Origin of the sequence: Pseudescherichia sp. AS216 (genome assembly GCF_037152055.1) — a bacterium.
In the GTDB taxonomy this organism is placed as follows: domain Bacteria; phylum Pseudomonadota; class Gammaproteobacteria; order Enterobacterales; family Enterobacteriaceae; genus Pseudescherichia.
On the sequence record NZ_JBBCMV010000003.1, the window covers coordinates 263,676 to 283,415 of the forward strand.

General features: G+C 57.0%; 19 protein-coding genes. 10 read left to right on the plus strand and 9 right to left on the minus strand.

The genetic code is table 11. The features are described 5' to 3' along the window. The first annotated feature begins 61 nt into the window (after positions 1-61). The 4 genes from hisJ to hisP all read left to right on the plus strand — a co-directional run bounded on the left by hisJ (position 62) and on the right by hisP (position 3,110). Positions 62-844: a histidine ABC transporter substrate-binding protein HisJ gene (hisJ, locus tag WFN61_RS10595; protein WP_312282727.1), complete on the plus strand. Its 783-nt coding sequence runs from the start codon at positions 62-64 to the stop codon at positions 842-844. An 85-nt stretch (positions 845-929) separates the two neighbouring features. Then, the gene (locus WFN61_RS10600) at positions 930-1,616 is read left to right on the plus strand and encodes a histidine ABC transporter permease HisQ (protein WP_144816932.1); all 687 of its coding nucleotides are present in this window, start codon (positions 930-932) and stop codon (positions 1,614-1,616) included. Next, positions 1,613-2,329 carry an ABC transporter permease gene (locus WFN61_RS10605; protein WP_144816934.1) on the plus strand — a complete coding sequence of 239 codons (717 nt, stop codon included), beginning with the start codon at positions 1,613-1,615 and terminating at the stop codon, positions 2,327-2,329. The genes WFN61_RS10600 and WFN61_RS10605 overlap by 4 nt, the downstream gene beginning before the upstream one ends. Positions 2,330-2,336: 7 nt before the next feature. Beyond that, positions 2,337-3,110, plus strand: a complete 774-nt coding sequence (gene hisP, locus WFN61_RS10610; protein WP_144816936.1) for a histidine ABC transporter ATP-binding protein HisP — start codon at positions 2,337-2,339, stop codon at positions 3,108-3,110. Positions 3,111-3,126: 16 nt separating this feature from the next. Here hisP and WFN61_RS10615 read toward each other — a convergent pair whose 3' ends face one another. The 4 genes from WFN61_RS10615 to yfcG all read right to left on the minus strand — a co-directional run bounded on the left by WFN61_RS10615 (position 3,127) and on the right by yfcG (position 5,710). Next, entirely contained in the window at positions 3,127-3,654 is a 528-nt protein-coding gene (locus WFN61_RS10615) for a GNAT family N-acetyltransferase (RefSeq protein ID WP_312282726.1), read from the minus strand. A 76-nt stretch (positions 3,655-3,730) separates the two neighbouring features. Next, positions 3,731-4,624, minus strand: a complete 894-nt coding sequence (locus WFN61_RS10620) for a TIGR01777 family oxidoreductase (protein ID WP_257758172.1) — start codon at positions 4,622-4,624, stop codon at positions 3,731-3,733. A 19-nt stretch (positions 4,625-4,643) separates the two neighbouring features. Continuing rightward, positions 4,644-5,006 (minus strand): dihydroneopterin triphosphate 2'-epimerase, encoded by a 363-nt coding sequence (gene folX, locus WFN61_RS10625; protein ID WP_042389544.1) that lies wholly within the window; start codon positions 5,004-5,006, stop codon positions 4,644-4,646. Positions 5,007-5,080: 74 nt separating this feature from the next. Further along, the gene (gene yfcG / locus WFN61_RS10630) at positions 5,081-5,710 is read right to left on the minus strand and encodes a GSH-dependent disulfide bond oxidoreductase (RefSeq protein WP_144816943.1); all 630 of its coding nucleotides are present in this window, start codon (positions 5,708-5,710) and stop codon (positions 5,081-5,083) included. A 134-nt stretch (positions 5,711-5,844) separates the two neighbouring features. Here yfcG and yfcF point away from each other — a divergent pair, with 134 nt between their 5' ends. The 3 genes from yfcF to yfcD all read left to right on the plus strand — a co-directional run bounded on the left by yfcF (position 5,845) and on the right by yfcD (position 7,701). Continuing rightward, on the plus strand, positions 5,845-6,483 hold the full coding sequence (gene yfcF, locus WFN61_RS10635) for a glutathione transferase (RefSeq protein ID WP_312175199.1): 639 nt from the start codon (positions 5,845-5,847) through the stop codon (positions 6,481-6,483). Between the two features lie 64 nt (positions 6,484-6,547). After that, complete coding sequence (gene yfcE / locus WFN61_RS10640; protein WP_312175071.1) at positions 6,548-7,099, plus strand: phosphodiesterase; 552 nt, start codon at positions 6,548-6,550, stop codon at positions 7,097-7,099. A 56-nt stretch (positions 7,100-7,155) separates the two neighbouring features. Further along, positions 7,156-7,701 carry an NUDIX hydrolase YfcD gene (gene yfcD, locus WFN61_RS10645; protein ID WP_042389552.1) on the plus strand — a complete coding sequence of 182 codons (546 nt, stop codon included), beginning with the start codon at positions 7,156-7,158 and terminating at the stop codon, positions 7,699-7,701. Between the two features lie 62 nt (positions 7,702-7,763). Here the strand turns inward: yfcD and WFN61_RS10650 are convergent, their stop codons facing one another. The 3 genes from WFN61_RS10650 to ackA all read right to left on the minus strand — a co-directional run bounded on the left by WFN61_RS10650 (position 7,764) and on the right by ackA (position 13,713). Continuing rightward, complete coding sequence (locus tag WFN61_RS10650) at positions 7,764-10,163, minus strand: phosphoketolase family protein (RefSeq protein WP_312273247.1); 2,400 nt, start codon at positions 10,161-10,163, stop codon at positions 7,764-7,766. Between the two features lie 125 nt (positions 10,164-10,288). Beyond that, a complete protein-coding gene (gene pta / locus WFN61_RS10655; RefSeq protein WP_144816951.1) occupies positions 10,289-12,430 on the minus strand; it encodes a phosphate acetyltransferase in 2,142 nt (713 codons plus the stop codon). Between the two features lie 80 nt (positions 12,431-12,510). Then, positions 12,511-13,713 carry an acetate kinase gene (gene ackA / locus WFN61_RS10660; RefSeq protein WP_042389557.1) on the minus strand — a complete coding sequence of 401 codons (1,203 nt, stop codon included), beginning with the start codon at positions 13,711-13,713 and terminating at the stop codon, positions 12,511-12,513. A gap of 339 nt (positions 13,714-14,052) precedes the next feature. On the opposite strand from ackA, the gene yfbV reads away from it, so the two are divergent. The 3 genes from yfbV to WFN61_RS10675 all read left to right on the plus strand — a co-directional run bounded on the left by yfbV (position 14,053) and on the right by WFN61_RS10675 (position 17,036). Then, the gene (yfbV, locus tag WFN61_RS10665; protein WP_144816953.1) at positions 14,053-14,508 is read left to right on the plus strand and encodes a terminus macrodomain insulation protein YfbV; all 456 of its coding nucleotides are present in this window, start codon (positions 14,053-14,055) and stop codon (positions 14,506-14,508) included. Positions 14,509-14,588: 80 nt separating this feature from the next. Next, entirely contained in the window at positions 14,589-15,083 is a 495-nt protein-coding gene (locus WFN61_RS10670) for a YfbU family protein (RefSeq protein WP_144816956.1), read from the plus strand. Between the two features lie 120 nt (positions 15,084-15,203). Next, the gene (locus WFN61_RS10675; protein ID WP_257758294.1) at positions 15,204-17,036 is read left to right on the plus strand and encodes an SLC13 family permease; all 1,833 of its coding nucleotides are present in this window, start codon (positions 15,204-15,206) and stop codon (positions 17,034-17,036) included. A gap of 41 nt (positions 17,037-17,077) precedes the next feature. Here the strand turns inward: WFN61_RS10675 and yfbR are convergent, their stop codons facing one another. Beyond that, a complete protein-coding gene (yfbR, locus tag WFN61_RS10680) occupies positions 17,078-17,683 on the minus strand; it encodes a 5'-deoxynucleotidase (protein WP_144816958.1) in 606 nt (201 codons plus the stop codon). An 81-nt stretch (positions 17,684-17,764) separates the two neighbouring features. Beyond that, positions 17,765-18,979 (minus strand): alanine transaminase AlaA, encoded by a 1,215-nt coding sequence (gene alaA, locus WFN61_RS10685; RefSeq protein WP_144816959.1) that lies wholly within the window; start codon positions 18,977-18,979, stop codon positions 17,765-17,767. Between the last annotated feature and the right edge of the window lie 761 nt (positions 18,980-19,740).

Below are 19,740 nucleotides of genomic sequence, written 5' to 3' on the forward strand. Positions count from 1 at the left end.
ACGATAGCCGTACCGTATTCTGTGCAAAATCCCGTTAAAAGACCGTCAGTTGAGGATGTTTATGAATAAGTTGGTATTATCGCTTTCTCTGGTACTTGCTCTTTCCAGCGCGTCCAGCGCTTTCGCTGCTGTTCCGCAAAAACTGCGTATTGGCACCGATCCTACCTATGCGCCGTTCGAATCGAAGAATGCGCAGGGTGAATTAGTGGGTTTTGATATCGATCTGGCTAAAGAGCTGTGTAAACGCATTAATACCCAGTGTACCTTCATTGAGAACCCGCTGGATGCGCTAATTCCCTCGCTGAAAGCGAAGAAAATCGATGCCATCATGTCGTCGCTCTCGATTACCGAGAAGCGCCAGCAGGAGATCGCGTTTACTGACAAGCTTTATGCAGCAGATTCACGTCTGGTAGTGGCCAAAGCCTCTAATATCCAGCCGGACCTGTCGACCCTGAAAGGCAAACGCGTCGGCGTTCTGCAGGGCACCACCCAGGAGACCTACGGCAACGAACACTGGGCGGCGAAAGGCGTTGAGATCGTCTCCTATCAGGGCCAGGACTCTATCTATGCCGACCTGACCGCAGGCCGTATCGACGCCGCATTCCAGGATGAAGTGGCCGCCAGCGAAGGTTTCCTGAAAACCCAGGCAGGCAAAGAGTACAAATTTGGTGGCCCGTCGATCAAAGATGAGAAGCTGTTTGGCGTGGGTACCGGCATGGGCATTCGCAAAGAGGATAACGCGCTGCGCGAAGCGCTGAACAAAGCCTTTGCCGATATGCGTGCCGACGGCACCTACGAAAAGCTGGCGAAAAAGTATTTCGATTTTGATGTTTACGGTGGCTAATCCCCACCTGTGACAAACGTGCGGCCCCTCCCATCGCGGGAGGGGAAAAGACACGGCAGACACTACACACCACGGGGCAGGCTGCATGCTGTACGGGTTTTCTCAAGTTATATTCCAGGGCGCTGTTGTCACGCTGGAGCTGGCGCTCAGCTCCGTTGTGCTGGCCGTGCTGATCGGCCTGGCGGGGGCAGGGGCCAAGCTCTCTCACAGCCGCCTGCTGGCCGCTATTTTTGAAGGCTACACCACGCTTATCCGTGGCGTGCCCGATCTGGTGCTGATGCTGCTCATCTTCTACGGGCTGCAAATCGCGCTGAACAGCGTCACCGATGCCGTCGGCATGGCGCAGATTGATATCGATCCGATGATCGCCGGTATCATCACCCTCGGTTTTATCTACGGAGCCTACTTTACGGAAACCTTTCGCGGAGCGTTTATGGCCGTGCCGAAAGGGCATATCGAGGCGGCGACCGCCTTTGGCTTTACCAGCGGACAGACCTTTCGCCGCATCCTCTTTCCGGCCATGATGCGCTACGCCCTGCCGGGAATTGGTAACAACTGGCAGGTGATCCTCAAGGCCACCGCGCTGGTATCGCTGCTGGGCCTGGAAGACGTAGTCAAAGCTACCCAGCTCGCCGGGAAAAGCACCTGGGAGCCGTTCTACTTCGCCGTGGTCTGCGGACTTATCTACCTGGTATTTACCACCGTCTCTAATGGGGTGCTGCTTCTGCTCGAACGCCGCTACTCCGTGGGCGTGAAGAGGGCTGACCTGTGATCGAAATTATTCAGGAGTACTGGCGCGCCCTGCTGTGGACCGACGGCTACCGCTTTACCGGCGTGGCAATCACTCTCTGGCTGCTGATCCTGTCGGTGGTGATGGGCGGCATCCTCGCGCTGTTTCTCGCCATCGGGCGCGTCTCCAGCAACAAATTTATCTGCTTCCCTATCTGGCTCTTTACCTACATTTTTCGCGGCACGCCGCTCTACGTCCAGCTGCTGGTCTTCTACTCCGGGATGTACACCCTGGAGATTGTAAAGGGCACGGAGCTGCTGAACGCCTTTTTCCGTAGCGGCCTCAACTGTACGGTGCTGGCGTTAACGCTCAATACCTGCGCCTACACCACCGAGATTTTTGCCGGCGCGATCCGCTCGGTGCCGCACGGCGAGATCGAGGCGGCGCGGGCCTACGGCTTCTCGTCGGTGAAGATGTACCGCTGCATTATTCTGCCGTCGGCGCTGCGCATCGCGCTGCCTGCCTACAGCAACGAAGTGATCCTCATGCTGCACTCGACGGCGCTGGCCTTTACCGCCACCGTCCCGGATCTGCTGAAAATCGCTCGTGATATTAACTCGGCCACCTACCAGCCCTTTACCGCGTTTGGTATTGCCGCCGTGTTGTACCTGATCATCTCCTATGCGCTGATTAGCCTGTTCCGCAAAGCGGAGAAACGCTGGCTGAAGCATATGAAACCTTCTTCGACGCACTGAGAATACGATGTCCGAGAATAAATTAAACGTTACAGATCTGCACAAGCGCTACGGCGAACATGAGGTGCTGAAAGGGGTATCGCTGCAGGCTAACGCAGGCGATGTGATCACCATTATCGGCTCGTCGGGATCCGGCAAGAGTACCTTCCTGCGCTGCATTAACTTTCTTGAGAAGCCAAGCGAAGGCACGATTGTGGTGAGCGGGCAGAACATCACCCTGGTGCGGGATAAAGACGGCCAGCTGAAGGTGGCTGATAAGCATCAGCTGCGCCTGCTGCGTACCCGCCTGACCATGGTGTTCCAGCACTTTAACCTCTGGAGCCACATGACGGTGCTGGAGAACGTGATGGAAGCGCCGATTCAGGTGCTGGGGTTAAGCAAGCAGGAGGCGCGGGAGCGGGCGGTAAGGTATCTGGCGAAGGTCGGCATCGACGAGCGTGCCCAGGCGAAATACCCGGTGCACCTCTCCGGGGGTCAGCAGCAGCGCGTCTCGATTGCCCGCGCGCTGGCGATGGAGCCTGAGGTGCTGCTGTTTGACGAGCCGACCTCGGCGCTGGATCCTGAGCTGGTGGGCGAAGTGCTGCGCATCATGCAGAAGCTGGCAGAAGAGGGGAAAACCATGGTGGTCGTGACCCATGAGATGGGCTTTGCCCGCCACGTCTCTTCTCACGTGATCTTCCTGCATCAGGGGAAAATTGAGGAGGAGGGCAAGCCGGAGGCGCTGTTTGACAATCCGCAGAGCCCACGCCTGCAGCAGTTCCTTAAAGGCTCGCTGAAGTAATGCTCCGGCCCTCTTCTTAACCGGGGAGGGCTGAGCTGAACGCCTTGTCAGTCAGACGGTAAACCCAGTCATCGTGAAACACGCCGTTCAGGCGATAAACCTTCTGCAGGATCTCCACCCGGCTAAACCCTAGCTTCTCCAGCACGCGTTGCGAGCCGACGTTCCCTGCCAGCACCCACGCATTGAGTGCCGTGACGCCCGCTTCGTTAAACGCGTAGTGACACAGGGCGCGCAGGGCTTCGCTGGCGTAACCCTGACCCTGAGCCCAGGTGGCAATGCTGTAGCCGACGTCTGCCTCCTGCGGGTTCGCTCCCGACCGGCTCAGACCAATATCCCCCAGCGCGGCTCCAGTGTCCTGCTGGCGAATGACAAACGCCCCGGCGTCGATCAAACGCGCATCAAATACCCGACGAATATCCTGCTGCGAGGCGATATCCGCCATAAAACGCATAATGGCCGGATCGCGGCGCAGGCGCAGGAAAAACGGCCAGTCAGACTCCTGAAAGGGAGAGAGGCTCAGGCGGGGAGTGGTCAGCGTCAGCATTGGAATCATCATTCTGGTGAATATGTCGATTACATTATCACCAGAATGATAAGTTGGTACTATTTATTTTAACGATTCAGCGCAGTACGTCTGCAAGGGCTTCATCCAGATCGTACCAGCGAAAACCAAACCCGGAGGCCTCCAGACGCTTGGGCAGCGCACGCTGGCCGCCGAGCACCAGCACCGACGACTCACCCATCAGCAGACGCACGGCGCTGGCTGGCGCGCGCATAAAGGCGGGACGGTGCAGGGCATGGCCGAGGGCATGGGCGAAGCGTTCGTTATGCACCGGGTAGGGGGAGACCATATTAAACGGGCCGCGCAGATCGTTATCCAGTAGCCAGAGAATGCCGTTGACCATATCATCGATATGGATCCAGGCCAGATACTGTCGTCCGCTGCCGATCGGGCCACCGAGGCCGAGGCGGAACACCGGCAGCATTTTCGCCAGCACGCCGCCTTTCGGGGCAAAGACCACGCCGGTGCGCAGCAGGCAGACGCGGGTCTGGTCGCTCAGCGCGCCGCAGGCAATTTGCTCCCAGCGAGCGCAGAGCTTATGGGTAAACTCATTGTGCGGCGGCTCCTCTTCGGTCACGACTACCTCACCGAGATCGCCGTAGTAGCCCGTTGCCGATCCGGAGATCAGCACCGAGGGCGGCGTAGCGCTAGCCTTGATCAGATCCACCAGCTTCTGGGTGATCTCCCAGCGGCTGTTGCACAGGCGCACTTTTTGCGCCTCGCTCCAGCGTTTGTCGGCAATCGGCTCGCCCGCCAGATTAATTACCGCGTCGATGTCGTTGAGATCGTGGCGATCGTCAAGTCCTTTGCTGAAGGTCACACCATCCCCCAGCGTGCGGCGTGCCCGCTCCGGGCTGCGGGTAATCACCGTTACTGAATGCCCCAGCGCCAGCAGGCGAGGAACAAGATGGCTGCCAATCAGGCCGGTACCGCCGGTAATTAAAATCCTCATGCAACCTCCAGGGCTGCGCTTAACGTCGCCAGCTCATACTCATCGACACCGAGTCGGCATAACGTAGCGCGTAAAGTTTATCGATCTCCACTTCAGCATAGGTAACCCAGTGATGTTCGCGTGCGATATCAAGCACATCCTGAGTTAATTTTTCCAGCAAAAAGAAGCGATTATTTTCAATATGCTGAATGATGTTTTTAGTGATGGTGCGGTAGTTCAGGGCATCGTTGATATCCTCACTAGCCCGCGCTTTGTCCGCGGGGTAGTGGATAACCACGTTGACCACGATATCCTGGCGGTTTGCTATCTCCTCATCTTTGATGCCGATAAAGGTCCGCAGGCGCAAATTTTTTATTCGTATGACAGCGTCTGGTTGCGACATGATAAATTCCCTCTGTGTAGTGATCGGCAATATCATACACGAGGTTAAACGGCCTGCCCACGCGGGCGAGACGGCTAATTCTGCGCAATTTTTTGCATCGCCCGCAGGGTGGCGGGGCGGGTGCGAATGCGCTCGAACCAGTTGTTTACCGCCGGGTAGCTGCTGAGGTTGATCCGCTGGCGCTCGTGGGCATTGATCCACGGCCAGGCGGCGATGTCGGCGATGCTGTAGTGCTCGCCGCCCAGCCAGGGCACGCGCTCAAGACGCTTGTTCATCACGCCGTAGAGACGCTGGGTTTCAACCTGAAAACGCTCGATAGCGTAGGGCACTGGCTTGGGCGCAAAGTAGTTAAAGTGGTGATTTTGCCCGAGCATCGGCCCCAGACCGCCTACCTGCCAGAAGAGCCACTGTAGCGTCAGATGCCGCTCGCGAAGCTCGCCGCTGAGCAGCATGCCGCTCTTCTCTGCCAAATAGAGCAGGATCTCCCCTGATTCAAACAGGCTAAGCGGCGCACCACCGTCGACAGGGGCATGGTCTACGATGGCGGGAATTTTATTATTCGGCGAGATCTCCAGAAAGTCAGGACGAAACTGATCGCCTTTGCTGATATCGACGCGGATCAGACGGTAATCCAGCTCCGCCTCTTCCAGGAATAGCGTAATTTTGTGACCGTTAGGGGTGGGCGCGTAATAGAGATCGATCATCTCAGCTCCTGTCAGGGAATAAAGTCGCAAACAGGAGTATAGGCGTTGGCGGGCGAGGCGGGATTTTAAGGCAGTGACAGCCCGCACAGGACGCTATATTTTAGATGAAATTCGATAATTTAATGAGGATACCCATGGGCGAGCCAGCAATAACGTTGTGGTCTGATGCAGACTTTTTCTCTCCTTACGTCATGTCGGTGTACGTCACGCTACACGAAAAGGCGCTGCCTTTTACGCTGAAGACCGTCGACCTCAACGATGGCGAACATCTGCGCCCGGAGTGGAAGGGATACCATCTCAGCCGCCGCGTGCCGCTGCTGGAGGTTGACGGCTTTGAGCTGACGGAGTCCTCGGCGATTAGCGAATACCTTGAGGAGCGTTTTGCGCCGCCGGAGTGGGAGCGCGTCTATCCTCACGATATCCAGAAGCGCGCCAGAGCACGGCAGATTCAGGCCTGGCTGCGCAGCGATCTGATGCCGATCCGCGAGGAGCGCTCGACGGATGTGATTTTCGCCGGTGTGAAAAAGCCCCCGCTGAGCGAGGCGGGCCAGCGGAGCGCAGAAAAATTGTTCACTATTGCCGGCGCGCTGCTGGCCCATGCCAACCCCAATCTGTTTGGCGAATGGTGCATTGCCGATGCCGATCTGGCGCTGATGCTGAACCGACTGGTGCTTAACGGCGACGAGGTGCCCGAGCGCCTCGCAGACTACGCCGCCTTCCAGTGGCAACGCTCCTCGGTGCAGCGCTATATCGCCCTTTCGGCCGCGCGCTGAAGCTGTTTAGCACTGGCAAATCCGTTATCATGAAGCACATTTTTCAACGATAAGGGTGTAAGCGATGAAGCTGATGTTTGCCTCTGATATTCACGGGTCGCTGCCGGCGACGGAGCGTGTGCTGGCGCGGTTTGCCGAGAGCGGCGCACAGTGGCTGGTGATCCTGGGCGACTTGCTTAACCACGGGCCGCGCAATGCGCTGCCGGAGGGGTACGCGCCCGCGCAGGTGGCCGAGCGGCTGAACACGCAGGCGTCGCGGATCATCGCCGTGCGCGGCAACTGTGACAGCGAAGTGGATCAGATGCTGCTTACGTTTCCCATCACTGCCCCCTGGCAGCAGGTATTATTCGGTCATTCCCGGCTGTTTTTGACCCACGGTCACCTCTATAATGCAGAAAATTTACCCCCGCTCAACCCTGGCGATGTATTGATCTCCGGTCATACTCATATTCCGGTGGCGGAAAAGCGCGGCGATATTATTTACTTCAACCCCGGTTCGGTAAGCATCCCGAAAGGGGGCTTCGCCGCCAGCTACGGTATGTTTGACGACGGTATTTTTCGCGTAATCGCACTGAACGATCAACGGATTATTGCAGAGGTCGCCATTAATCCGTAAGTTAGCTCTCAACCAGAAACGCGCCACCAGAGCGCTATGCAGAGAAGGTTTTTCCGATGGTGGAACAGAGTCATTTTACAGGCACGGAATGGGTAGATATCGTCAATGAGGACAACGAGGTGATTGCGCAGGCTAGCCGCGAACAGATGCGCGCGCAGTGTCTGCGTCATCGGGCCACCTTCATTGTCGTGCATGACGGCATGGGGAAAATTTTGGTGCAGCGCCGTACCGAGACAAAAGACTACCTGCCTGGCCTGCTGGACGCGACGGCGGGTGGCGTGGTGCAGGCGGACGAGGGGATGCTGGAGTCCGCACGTCGTGAAGCGGAAGAGGAGCTGGGCATTGCTGGCGTGCCGTTTGCCGAGCATGGGCAGTTCTACTACGAAGACGATCACTGTCGCGTCTGGGGTGGGCTTTTCAGCTGCGTCTCCCACGGGCCTTTTGCCCTGCAGGAGGATGAGGTCAGCGAAGCCATCTGGATGACGCCGGAAGAGATCACCGCCCGCTGCGATGAGTTTACCCCGGACTCCCTTAAGGCGCTGGCGCTGTGGATGAGCCGCAACGCCAACAACGATACGCTTAAGCTGGCTGAAACCGAGTAGGCCTGCCTAAAAGCATCAAGCCGGCCAGGGTACGCCATGGCCGGCTTTTTTATCGCCTCGATTTACTCCGGCACGTCGCCGCTTCCCTGCTGCGAAGGCCACTTCCAGTTGCGTACCTCAGGCAGATCTTCCCCGTGCTCGCGCACGTAGCGGTGGTGCTCAGCAATCTTCTCCTGCAAATCGTCAAGGATCGCATCGGCCTTGCCCGCCAGCTTCTCTACCCGCAAAATCGCCTCCTGCGCCAGATGGAAACGATCCAGCTCGTTCATCACCGTCATGTCAAACGGTGTGGTGGTAGTGCCTTCCTCCATAAAACCACGCACGTGGAAGTTACGATGGTTATTACGATGGTAGGTCAGGCGATGAATCAGGCTTGGGTAACCATGAAAGGCGAAGATCACCGGCTTATCCGCGGTAAAGATAGCCTCAAACGCCTCGTCGCTCAGCCCGTGCGGATGCTGATCCTCGGTCTGGAGCGCCATCAGGTCGACTACGTTTACCACCCGCACGCTAAGATCCGGCAGATAACCCCGGAGCAGATCTACTGCCGCCAGCGCCTCCATGGTAGGGACATCCCCGGCGCAGGCCATCACTACGTCCGGCGCTTTGCCCGGTATTTCGTTGCCTGCCCAGGGCCAGATGCCCATTCCGACTTCACAGTGCTTCGCCGCCTCTTCCAGGGTGAGCCACTGCGGCTCTGGCTGCTTGCCCGCGACGATGACGTTGATCCTATCCCAGGTCTTCAGGCAGTGATCGGCTACCCACAGCAGAGTGTTGGCATCCGGCGGCAGGTAGATGCGCACGATATCGGCTTTCTTGTTGGCGACGTGATCGATAAAGCCAGGATCCTGATGGCTGTAGCCGTTGTGATCCTGTCGCCAGACGTGGGAGGAGAGCAGATAGTTCAGGGAGGCGACGGGTTCGCGCCACGGCAGCTTGCGCGTCACCTTCAGCCATTTAGCGTGCTGGTTGAACATCGAGTCGATAATGTGAATAAAGGCCTCGTAGCAGTTAAACAGGCCGTGGCGTCCGGTGAGCAGGTAGCCCTCCAGCCAGCCCTGACACTGATGCTCGCTGAGGATCTCCATCACCCGGCCATCGGGAGCAAGCTGCTCATCGTAAGGCTCAATCTCCCCTTCCCAGGTACGGTTAGTCACGTCGAAGACATCCCCCAGCCGGTTGGAGGCGGTCTCATCCGGGCCAAAGAGGCGGAAGTTGTCCGGGTTACGGGTGAAGATGCCGCGCAGATAGCGCCCCAGCACCTCCGTGGACTGCGCCTGGGTTTCGCCAGGAGAGGCAATATCAAGCGCGAATTCCTGCAGCTCGGGCGTCACCAGCTCGCGGCGCAGCCTTCCGCCGTTGGCCCAGGGAGTCGCTCCCATCCGCTTGTCTCCCGCTGGTGCCAGCGCCTTTAGCTCAGGCCTAAGCCGCCCCTGCTCGTCGAAGAGATCCTCTGGCTGATAGCTGCGCATCCAGCGCTCAAGGATCTGTCGATGCTCGTCGTTCTCCCGGCAGGAAGAGACCGGCACCTGATGGGCGCGCCAGAAGCCTTCTACCTTTTTGCCGTCGACGGTCTGCGGGCCGGTCCACCCCTTCGGGCTGCGCAGAATAATCATCGGCCAGCGCGGGATGGACTCCGCAGTCTCACCCTGACGGGCGCGCTGCTGGAACGCGCGGATCTTATCCAGGGCGTTATCCAGCGCCTCGGCCATCTGCGGATGCATTTTCTCCGGCTCGTGGCCGCTGACAAAGAGCGGATCGTAGCCGTAGCCGCGAAACAGCTGGGTAAGATCCTCATCGCTGGTGCGGGCCAGCAGCGTCGGGTTCGCGATCTTGTAGCCGTTGAGGTGCAGGATCGGGAGCACGGCTCCGTCGCGGGCGGCGTTGAGAAACTTGATCCCGTGCCAGCTGGCCGCGAGCGGGCCGGTCTCGGCTTCGCCGTCGCCGATCACGCAGGCGGCAATCAAGTCGGGGGCATCAAACACGGCCCCGAACGCGTGGGAGAGGGAGTAGCCCAGCTCGCCCCCTTCGTTGATCGAGCCGGGTGTTTCCGGCGCGGCGTGGCTGGGAATACCCCCGGGAAACGAAAACTGCTTGAACAGCTTCTGCATCCCCGGCGCGTCTTCGCTGATGTCGGGGTAGATCTCGCTATAGCTACCCTCAAGCCAGGTATTCGCGACCATGCCAGGCCCACCGTGGCCAGGGCCGCAGACGTAGAGCATATCCAAATCGCGCTGGCGAATGGCGCGGTTAAGGTGCGCATAGATAAAGTTCAGCCCTGGTGTGGTGCCCCAGTGGCCCAGCAGGCGGGGTTTGATATGTTCCGGCTTAAGCGGCTCGCGCAGCAGCGGGTTATCCATCAGATAGATCTGGCCGACGGAGAGGTAGTTTGCGGCGCGCCAGTAGCGATCCAGTAACGTGAAGTCGTTGTCGTTAACGTGCCCGGTTGCAGATTGCGTCATGCTTTCTCCCGTTATCAGGTTAAATCGTACCTGTTAACCCTAATAGAAGAAGCGGAGGAGGGCGAATTTGGCCCACAAAAAAAGGGCCATGGCAGCGCCATGACCCTTTAACGCGTGGTATTCGCTTACTGCTGCTGAGAAGACTGGATCGCCGTCAGCGCGATGGTGTAGACGATATCGTCAACCAGTGCGCCACGGGACAGGTCGTTTACAGGCTTACGCATACCCTGCAGCATCGGCCCGATGGAGATCAGGTCGGCAGAGCGCTGAACCGCTTTGTAGGTGGTGTTACCGGTGTTCAGATCCGGGAAGATGAACACGGTAGCGCGACCGGCAACCGGTGAGTTCGGCGCTTTAGATTTCGCTACGTCAGCCATTACCGCAGCATCGTACTGCAGCGGACCGTCGATCATCAGGTCAGGACGTTTCTCCTGCGCCAGACGAGTCGCTTCACGCACTTTCTCTACGTCGCTACCCGCGCCGGAGTTACCGGTGGAGTAGGAGAGCATCGCTACGCGCGGCTCGATACCAAAGGCAATCGCAGAGTCCGCGGACTGAATAGCGATCTCAGCCAGCTGTTCAGCGGTCGGATCCGGGTTAATCGCGCAGTCGCCGTAAACATATACCTGCTCCGGCAGGAGCATGAAGAATACGGAGGAGACCAGCGAGCTGCCCGGTGCCGTTTTGATCAGCTGCAGCGGCGGACGGATGGTGTTCGCGGTGGTGTGAACCGCACCGGAAACCAGGCCGTCAACTTCGTCCTGCTCCAGCATCAGGGTGCCGAGCACTACGTTGTCTTCCAGCTGTTCGCGGGCAACGGCTTCGGTCATGCCTTTGCTCTTACGCAGCTCAACCAGACGGGCTACGTAGCTTTCACGCACCACGTCCGGGTCAACGATTTCGATGCCTGCGCCCAGTTCAACGCCCTGAGCCGCCGCAACGCGGGTGATCTCTTCCGGGTTACCTAGCAGCACGCAGGTCGCGATGCCGCGCTCGGCACAGATGGCCGCCGCTTTAACGGTACGCGGCTCATCGCCTTCCGGCAGCACAACGCGTTTACCGGCCTGGCGCGCCAGCTCGGTGAGCTGATAGCGGAACGCAGGCGGAGAGAGACGGCGGCTACGCTCGGAGGTGGCGGTCAGGGATTCGATCCAGTCAGCGTTCACGTAGCCAGCCACGTACTCCTGCACTTTCTCGATACGCTGATGGTCGTCAGCCGGCACTTCCAGGTTGAAGCTTTGCAGGCTCAGGGAGGTCTGCCAGGTATTGGTGTTAACCATGAATACCGGCAGGCCAGTGGCGAAGGCACGCTCGCACAGCTTAGCAACGCGGGCGTCCATCTCATAGGCACCGGTCAGCAGGATTGCACCGATCTCAACGCCGTTCATCGCGGCCAGGCAGGCGGCAACCAGCACGTCAGGACGGTCAGCGGAGGTCACCAGCAGAGAGCCTGGGCGGAAGTGTTCCAGCATGTGCGGAATGCTACGCGCACAGAAGGTCACGGACTTCACGCGGCGGGTGTTGATGTCGCCTTCGTTAACGATGGTGGCATTCAGGTGTTTTGCCATGTCGATTGCGCGGGTGGCAATCAGATCGAAGCTCCACGGAATGGCACCCAGCACTGGCAGCGAGCTGGACGCGCTCAGCTGCGCCGGATCGATGCTGATCACTTTCGCTTTGGAGGAGTCATCGAAGATCTCAGAGAGATCCGGGCGGGTACGGCCCTGATCGTCAACCGGCGCGTTCAGCTTGTTAACGATTACGCCGGTGATATTGGTGTTCTTCACGCCGCCGAAGCTGTTGCGGGTCAGTTCGATACGCTCTTTCAGCTGCTCCTGGGTATCGGTACCCTGAGACATGACGAAGACGATCTCGGCATTCAGCGTTTTAGCGATTTCAAAGTTCAGCGACTGGGCAAACTGGTGTTTGCGCGTCGGCACCAGACCTTCAACCAGCACCACTTCCGCGTCTTTTGCGCTTTCGTGGTAGCGGGCGATGATCTCTTCCATCAGCACGTCTTTCTGGTTGCTGGAGAGCAGAGACTCAACGTGGCTCATCTTCAGCGGTTCAGCGGCAGGCAGATTGGAGTTCGCACGCACGATAGTGGTGGTCTGGTCTGGCGCATCGCCCCCGGCACGTGGCTGGGCAATAGGTTTAAAGACGCTCAGACGAACGCCTTTGCGTTCCATAGCACGGATCACGCCAAGGCTGACGCTGGTCAGGCCGACGCTGGTTCCGGTAGGGATCAGCATAATAATACGGGACACGGTATATCCTCTTTTTCGTTACCGCCAGAAAACTGGCGCGATACAAAACAGCACCGCCAGCGTGGGCTGGCGGTGTGGAATCAGGCAGTCAGACGGCAGGCGTCCTGGGCAATCACCAACTCTTCGTTGGTCGGGATGACCATCGCGAGGGTGGTACCCTCTTTGTTGATGTAGCCGGATTTGCCGAAGCGGGCTGCCAGGTTACGCTCGTGGTCAACCTCGAAGCCCAGCACGCCCAGTTTGCCCAGGGAGAGCTCGCGCACCATCGCCGCGTTTTCACCGATACCGCCGGTGAAGACCACGGCGTCCAGACGACCTTCCATCAGCGCGGTGTAGGAGCCGATGTACTTCGCCAGGCGGTGGCAGTAAACGTCCATGGCACGTTTAGCATCTTCTTTGCTGGTGTAGTTGTCTTCAACGTAGCGGCAGTCGCTGGTGACTTCGGTCAGGCCCAGCAGGCCGGACTCTTTGGTCAGCATCTTGTTGATATCTTCTACGCTCATACCCAGGGTATCGTGCAGGTGGAAGATGATCGCCGGGTCGATATCACCAGAGCGCGTACCCATCACCAGACCTTCCAGCGGGGTCAGACCCATAGAGGTATCAACGCATTTGCCGTTACGGATAGCTGAAACGGAACCGCCGTTGCCCAGGTGGCAGGTGATGATGTTCACCTCTTCTACCGGCTTGTTCAGCATTTTTGCTGCTTCTTGCGTAACGTAGAAGTGGCTGGTGCCGTGTGCGCCATAGCGACGAACGCCGTGCTCTTTATACAGTTTGTATGGCAGAGCGTAGAGGTAGGACTCTTCCGGCATGGTCTGATGGAACGCGGTATCAAATACGGCCACGTTCTTGTCTTTCAGCTGCGGGAAGGATTTCAGTGCTTCAGCGATACCGATCAGGTGAGCCGGGTTATGCAGCGGTGCAAAAGAGGCTGAGTCTTTGATGCCCTGGATAACGGAGTCATCGATCACCACGGAGCTGGTGTATTTTTCGCCACCGTGCACGATGCGGTGACCAATTGCGGTCAGCTGTGCAGACAGTTCTGGTTTTTGTGCCAGAATAGTGTTAACGATAAAGTTCAGTGCTTCACTGTGAGCGGCACCTGCACCTAAAGCAGCTTCTTGTTTACCACCGTCCATTTTCCATTTGATACGCGCTTCAGGAAGATGGAAGCATTCGGCTAAACCAGAGAGGTACTCTTCACCGTTCAGTGCATCGATGATTGCAAATTTCAGTGAGGAGCTACCGCAGTTCAGAACCAGTACTAACTTACTCGACATGGAAGTACCTATTTTTGATACGTGGCTAAAAAAACGTCAGTGAGTCTTTCAGCGTAGCGCATGTTGACGCTGACATTTATGATTAACATCATGCCAGAACGATTTTTTTGGCGCGATGAAAGAGAATACGGTTGAGTTTATGCCATTTTGGCCCCATAAGAGGAATTGGCATACTGGGCGTTACATTGACGACATTGCGTTCATCGTCTAAGGCCCACTCAGGCGGGCACAGAATACCCGATACTGGGTAGCGATGACAAAATATTTTGAACGTTGTCATGAGCAGTTGTTGTTTTGCACAAATTTTTTAATTTTTATATGTGAAGTTGAGGTAACGCCATGAACACACCTGAGAATCGCCCCGTGAGCTTTTTCAGTTTGTTTCGCCTGGGACAGCATTATGCGAAGACCTGGCCTATGGAAAAAAGCCTCGCTCCTGTCTTTATCGATAACCGTGTCATTCGCGCCACCCGCTACGCGATCCGCATCATGCCCCCGGTTGCCGTCTTCACCCTCTGCTGGCAGATCGCCCTTGGCGGCCAGCTGGGTCCTGCGGTAGCCACCGCGCTCTTTGCGCTGAGTTTGCCGCTGCAGGGGCTGTGGTGGTTGGGCAAACGCTCCGTTACGCCGCTGCCGCCAGGCATTTTACACTGGTTCTATGAAGTACGCGGTAAATTACAGGATGCTGGCCAGACGATGGCCCCGGTTACCGGCAAGCCGGACTACCAGGCCCTGGCTGATACGCTTAAGCGCGCATTTGGTCAGCTCGACAAAACTTTCCTCGATGATTTGTAATTCACCCCCCATTGCGCATATAAAAGAAGGCACATAATTTATGTGCCTCTTTTTTTGCCGACGTGATACGGGAGTGTAAGATGGAAATGACCAATGCCCAACGGCTGATTTTATCGAATCAGTACAAAATGATGACGATGCTCGATCCCACCAACGCCGAGCGCTACCGCCGCCTGCAAACCATCGTCGAGCGCGGCTTTGGCCTGCAAATGCGCGAATTGGACCGCGAGTTTGGCGAACTGCCGGAGGAGACCTGCCGCACCGTTATCGACATCATGGAGATGTATCACGCGCTGCATGTATCCTGGACCAACCTGAAAGATACTCAATCTATTGACGAGCGCCGGGTGACCTTCCTGGGCTTTGATGCCGCCACCGAGGCGCGCTACCTGAGCTATGTGCGCTTTATGGTTAACACCGAAGGGCGTTACACCCACTTTGACGCCGGCACGCACGGCTTTAATGCCCAGACGCCGATGTGGGAAAAATATCAGCGTATGCTGGGAGCGTGGCACGCCTGCCCGCGCCAGTACCATTTGAGCGCTAACGAAATTAACCAGATCGTTAACGCCTGATAGCCGCAGGCAAATACGCAAAAATAGTGAACAACAGCCCATGCTATTGATTTAGCCCCGCCTGAGCGGGGCTTTTTTATGGCAAACTGGCTCTATCCCCGCAATGAACAAGGATACGTTGTGAACGGTGAACTGATTTGGGTGTTGTGTTTACTGGCCATTGCCGTCGTACTCTTCGCCACCGGCAAGGTCCGCATGGATGCCGTGGCGCTGCTGGTGATTGTGGCCTTTAGCCTGAGCGGCACCCTGACCCTCAGCGAGGCCTTCTCTGGCTTTAGCGATCCCAACGTTATTCTTATTGCCGCCCTGTTTATTATCGGCGATGGCCTGGTGCGTACCGGGGTCGCTACCAGCATGGGGGCCTGGCTGGTGAACGTGGCGGGCAGCAGCGAAATCAAAATGCTGGTTCTGCTGATGCTTACCGTCGCCGGACTGGGGGCCTTTATGAGCTCCACCGGGGTGGTCGCCATCTTTATTCCGGTGGTGCTTAGCGTCTCAATGCGGATGCAGATCGCCCCGTCGCGCCTGATGATGCCCCTCAGCTTTGCCGGACTGATTAGCGGTATGATGACGCTGGTGGCTACGCCGCCTAACCTGGTGGTAAACAGCGAGCTGCTGCGCGAGGGGCTGCCAGGCTTTGGCTTTTTTAGCGTAACTCCGCTGGGGATCGTTATTCTGCTGCTGGGCATCGTCTATATGCTGGTGATGCGTTTTGCCCTGAAGAGTGACGGGCAGGCGGGGCAGCATGACGGCTGGAAACGGCGCACCTTTCGCGATCTGATTAAAGAGTATCGTCTGACCGGACGCGCCCGGCGACTGGCTATCCGTCCCGGCTCCCCGATGGTCGGTCAGCGCCTCGACGATCTTAAGCTGCGCGAGCGCTACGGGGCAAATGTGATCGGCGTAGAGCGCTGGCGGCGCTTTCGCCGGGTGATCGTTAACGTCAACGGCGTGTCGGAGTTTCGCGCCGGAGACGTACTGCTGATTGATATGTCCGCCGCCGACATCGACCTGCGCGATTTTTGCAGCGAACAGCTGCTGGAGCCAATGATCCTGCGCGGTGAATACTTCTCCGATCAGGCGCTGGACGTCGGCATGGCGGAGGTGTCGCTGATCCCTGACTCAGAGCTGGTTGGCAAAACCGTACGCGAAATAGGTTTTCGCACCCGCTACGGTCTGAACATGGTCGGCATTAAGCGTGACGGGAGCGCGATTAGCGGGCCGGTGGTGGACGAGCCCTTGCAGCTGGGCGACATTTTTCTGGTGGTCGGCAACTGGAAGCTGATCGGCCAGATGGCGCAGAAGGGGCGCGACTTTGTGGTGCTGAATATGCCCATCGAGGCCGGGGACGCCTCGCCCGCCCACAGCCAGGCGCCTCACGCCATCTTCTGCCTGCTGCTAATGGTTGCCCTGATGCTGACCGATGAGATCCCTAATCCCGTTGCGGCGATTATCGCCTGCCTGCTGATGGGTAAGTTTCGCTGCATTGATGCCGCCAGCGCCTATAAAGCGATCCACTGGCCGAGCATTATTCTTATCGTCGGCATGATGCCGTTTGCTCTGGCACTGCAAAAAACCGGCGGCGTCGACCTGGTGGTGAGGGGGCTGATGGAGTTTGGCGGCGGCTATGGGCCGTATATGATGCTGCTCTGTCTGTTTATCATGTGCGCCACCATTGGGCTGTTTATCTCGAATACCGCCACGGCGGTACTGATGGCACCTATTGCATTAGCAACGGCCAAGTCGATGGGCGTCTCGCCGTATCCTTTTGCCATGATGGTGGCCATGGCCGCCTCGGCCGCCTTTATGACCCCGGTCTCTTCTCCGGTTAATACCCTTGTGCTGGGACCCGGAAACTATACCTTCAGCGATTTCGTCAAGATTGGCGTGCCGTTCACGCTGATTGTGATGGTGGTGTGCGTGGTGCTGATCCCGATGCTGTTCCCGTTTTAACTCTCCCCGGCGGCGTTGCGCTTACCGGGGCTACAGCAACACTACAACGGCGAATCCTGGCTTATCTCATCTAATGAGAGATGAAAACTGGGCACAAACACGGCCATAAAGTAGTCCATCTCCGGGCTACGGCGGGCGGCAAGGGTCTTCTCCAGCCGTGACTTAGCCAGCGAAAACTCGTTGTTACCGGCGGATAGCTCCTCCAGGCACTTCAGGTAGGCGCAGAGGGCGTCGGCCTGCTTCACCAGCGACGTCTCCTCCTCGCTGTAGCGATGCTCGTCGATCAGCCCGGCAAAAATATCCCGCAGCTCTTCCGGCACCATATCCACCAGCTTCTGCTGGGCGATCTTCTCGATAGCCTTATACTCCTGGGCGATCTGTGAGTTGAAGTACTTTACCGGGGTCGGCAGATCGCCGGTCAGCACTTCCGAGGCGTCGTGATACATCGCCAGCAGGGCGATGCGTTCCGGGTTAGCCTGGCCGCCAAACTTGCGGTTTTTGATCGCCGCCAGGGCGTGGGCAACCATGGCCACCTGCAGGCTATGTTCGGAGACGTTTTCGGTACGCACGTTGCGCATCAGCGGCCAGCGGTTAATCAGTTTCAGGCGGGAGAGGTGGGCGAAAAAGTGGCTTTGACTCGTACTCATGATGGACCCTGTCAGTAACGGCGCTAAGGATCCATTGTGCGCAGAGAGCAGGGGAAGATGCAAATCTTCCCCTTGATACGCTTACTGATGGTAGCCCGAGAGGAAGCGGCTAAAGCGGTTGATAGACATCTCCAGATCGTCCAGGCGCGGCAGGGTCACAATGCGGACGTGATCCGGCCACGGCCAGTTAAAGGCCGTTCCCTGCACCAGCAGCACCTTCTCCTGCAGCAGGAAATCCAGCACCATCTTCTGGTCGTCATGAATGTTAAAACGCTTGATGTCGATTTTCGGGAACATATAGAGCGCGCCCTTCGGCTTGGTGCAGGTCACGCCGGGGATCTCGTTGATCAGCTCCCAGGCGCGGTTACGCTGCTCGTAGAGTCGCCCGCCGGGCACGATAAATTCGCTAATGCTCTGATAGCCGCCGAGCGCGGTCTGGATAGCATGCTGGGCCGGAACGTTGGCGCAAAGACGCATCGACGCCAGCATCTCCAGGCCTTCGATATAGCCTTTGGCATGCTTTTTGGGCCCGTTAAGCACCATCCATCCCTGACGGAAACCCGCCACGCGATAGGTTTTAGAGAGGCCGTTAAAGGTAATTGTCAGCAGATCCGGGGCCAGCGCGGCGATGGAGTGGTGCTCCGCCTCGTCGTAGAGGATCTTATCGTAGATCTCATCGGCGAAGATAATCAGGTTATGCTGGCGAGCAATTTCCACGATCTCCAGCAGCAGCGCTTTCGAGTAGACTGCGCCGGTGGGGTTGTTCGGGTTAATGATGACGATCCCCCGGGTGCGCGGGGTGATTTTCGCACGGATATCATCAAGATCCGGGAACCAGTCAGACGACTCATCGCAAAGATAGTGTACCGCTTTACCCCCGGAGAGCGACACGGCCGCTGTCCACAGCGGGTAGTCCGGAGCCGGAACCAGCATCTCATCGCCGCTGTTCAGTAGCGCCTGCATCGACTGCACGATCAGCTCAGAGACGCCGTTACCAATGTAGATATCTTCTACGGTCACGTCGCGCATACCGCGCGCCTGATAGTGTTGCATGATCGCTTTGCGGGCGCTGTAGAGCCCTTTGGAGTCGCAATAGCCCTGCGCCGTAGGCAGATGACGGATAACGTCTACCAGGATCTCATCGGGGGCGTCGAAGCCAAAGGGAGCCGGGTTACCGATATTAAGCTTCAGTACTTTGTTACCTTCTTCTTCAAGGCGTTTCGCCTCTTTCAGAACCGGGCCACGGATGTCATAACAGACATTGTCTAATTTGCTGGATTTTTCGATGGGGGACATGAATCGTTGACCTTTTAGCTGTTGGTGCGACTTCCTGCCGTGGAAGTCAGCACGGAACAATGTACTCCCCCGAATGGCAGTTTAGAAGGGTGCACAGAAGAAGATTTTGCCTCTGGCGCTAGAGAGATACCGGTTTTTTACGCTGAGGTTACAAGCATGGAGCTGATAATAATTTCGACAAAAATATTAATTTTGGATTAATGTGTGGGTAGATCGCAAAATTGCCGCTGTTATCACTGTATTGTAGGGCGAAAGCAGGGCGTTTTTTAGCTAATATACGCAACGGGGGGGAGAGAAGATAGGGCCGGACATCAGGCAAAACAGGTAGGGTGTAAAGGTAATGTTAAGGACTATTAAGACACGTTTCTATTATCAATAGATAATTATTTAATACGATAGCTTGCGATTACTGACAATTGTTAATATTAATAGCACTCACCTCTCCTGTATAACATCAGAAGGCTTAAGGTCATTCGTAAAGGGTCTTATAACCGATGCGGGTATGAGGTAAGATGATCGGCAGAAACTGTGGCTAAAAGCGATAATCGCGTCCGCATAATTCTCTGGTTGAATATACAATTAATTGATATTAAAAATTTTTTTCCGTGAATCTCTCTGAGATGGATTGGTAAATGATTTGCGATTGCATTTAAAGATGCAGTAATAGCATGTGGCCTGGTAAAATAATTTACAGTTATACACTGTAATTATATATAGCGGATCGCAAGCGTACGCGAATTATTAACTACGATCGGTTTGGT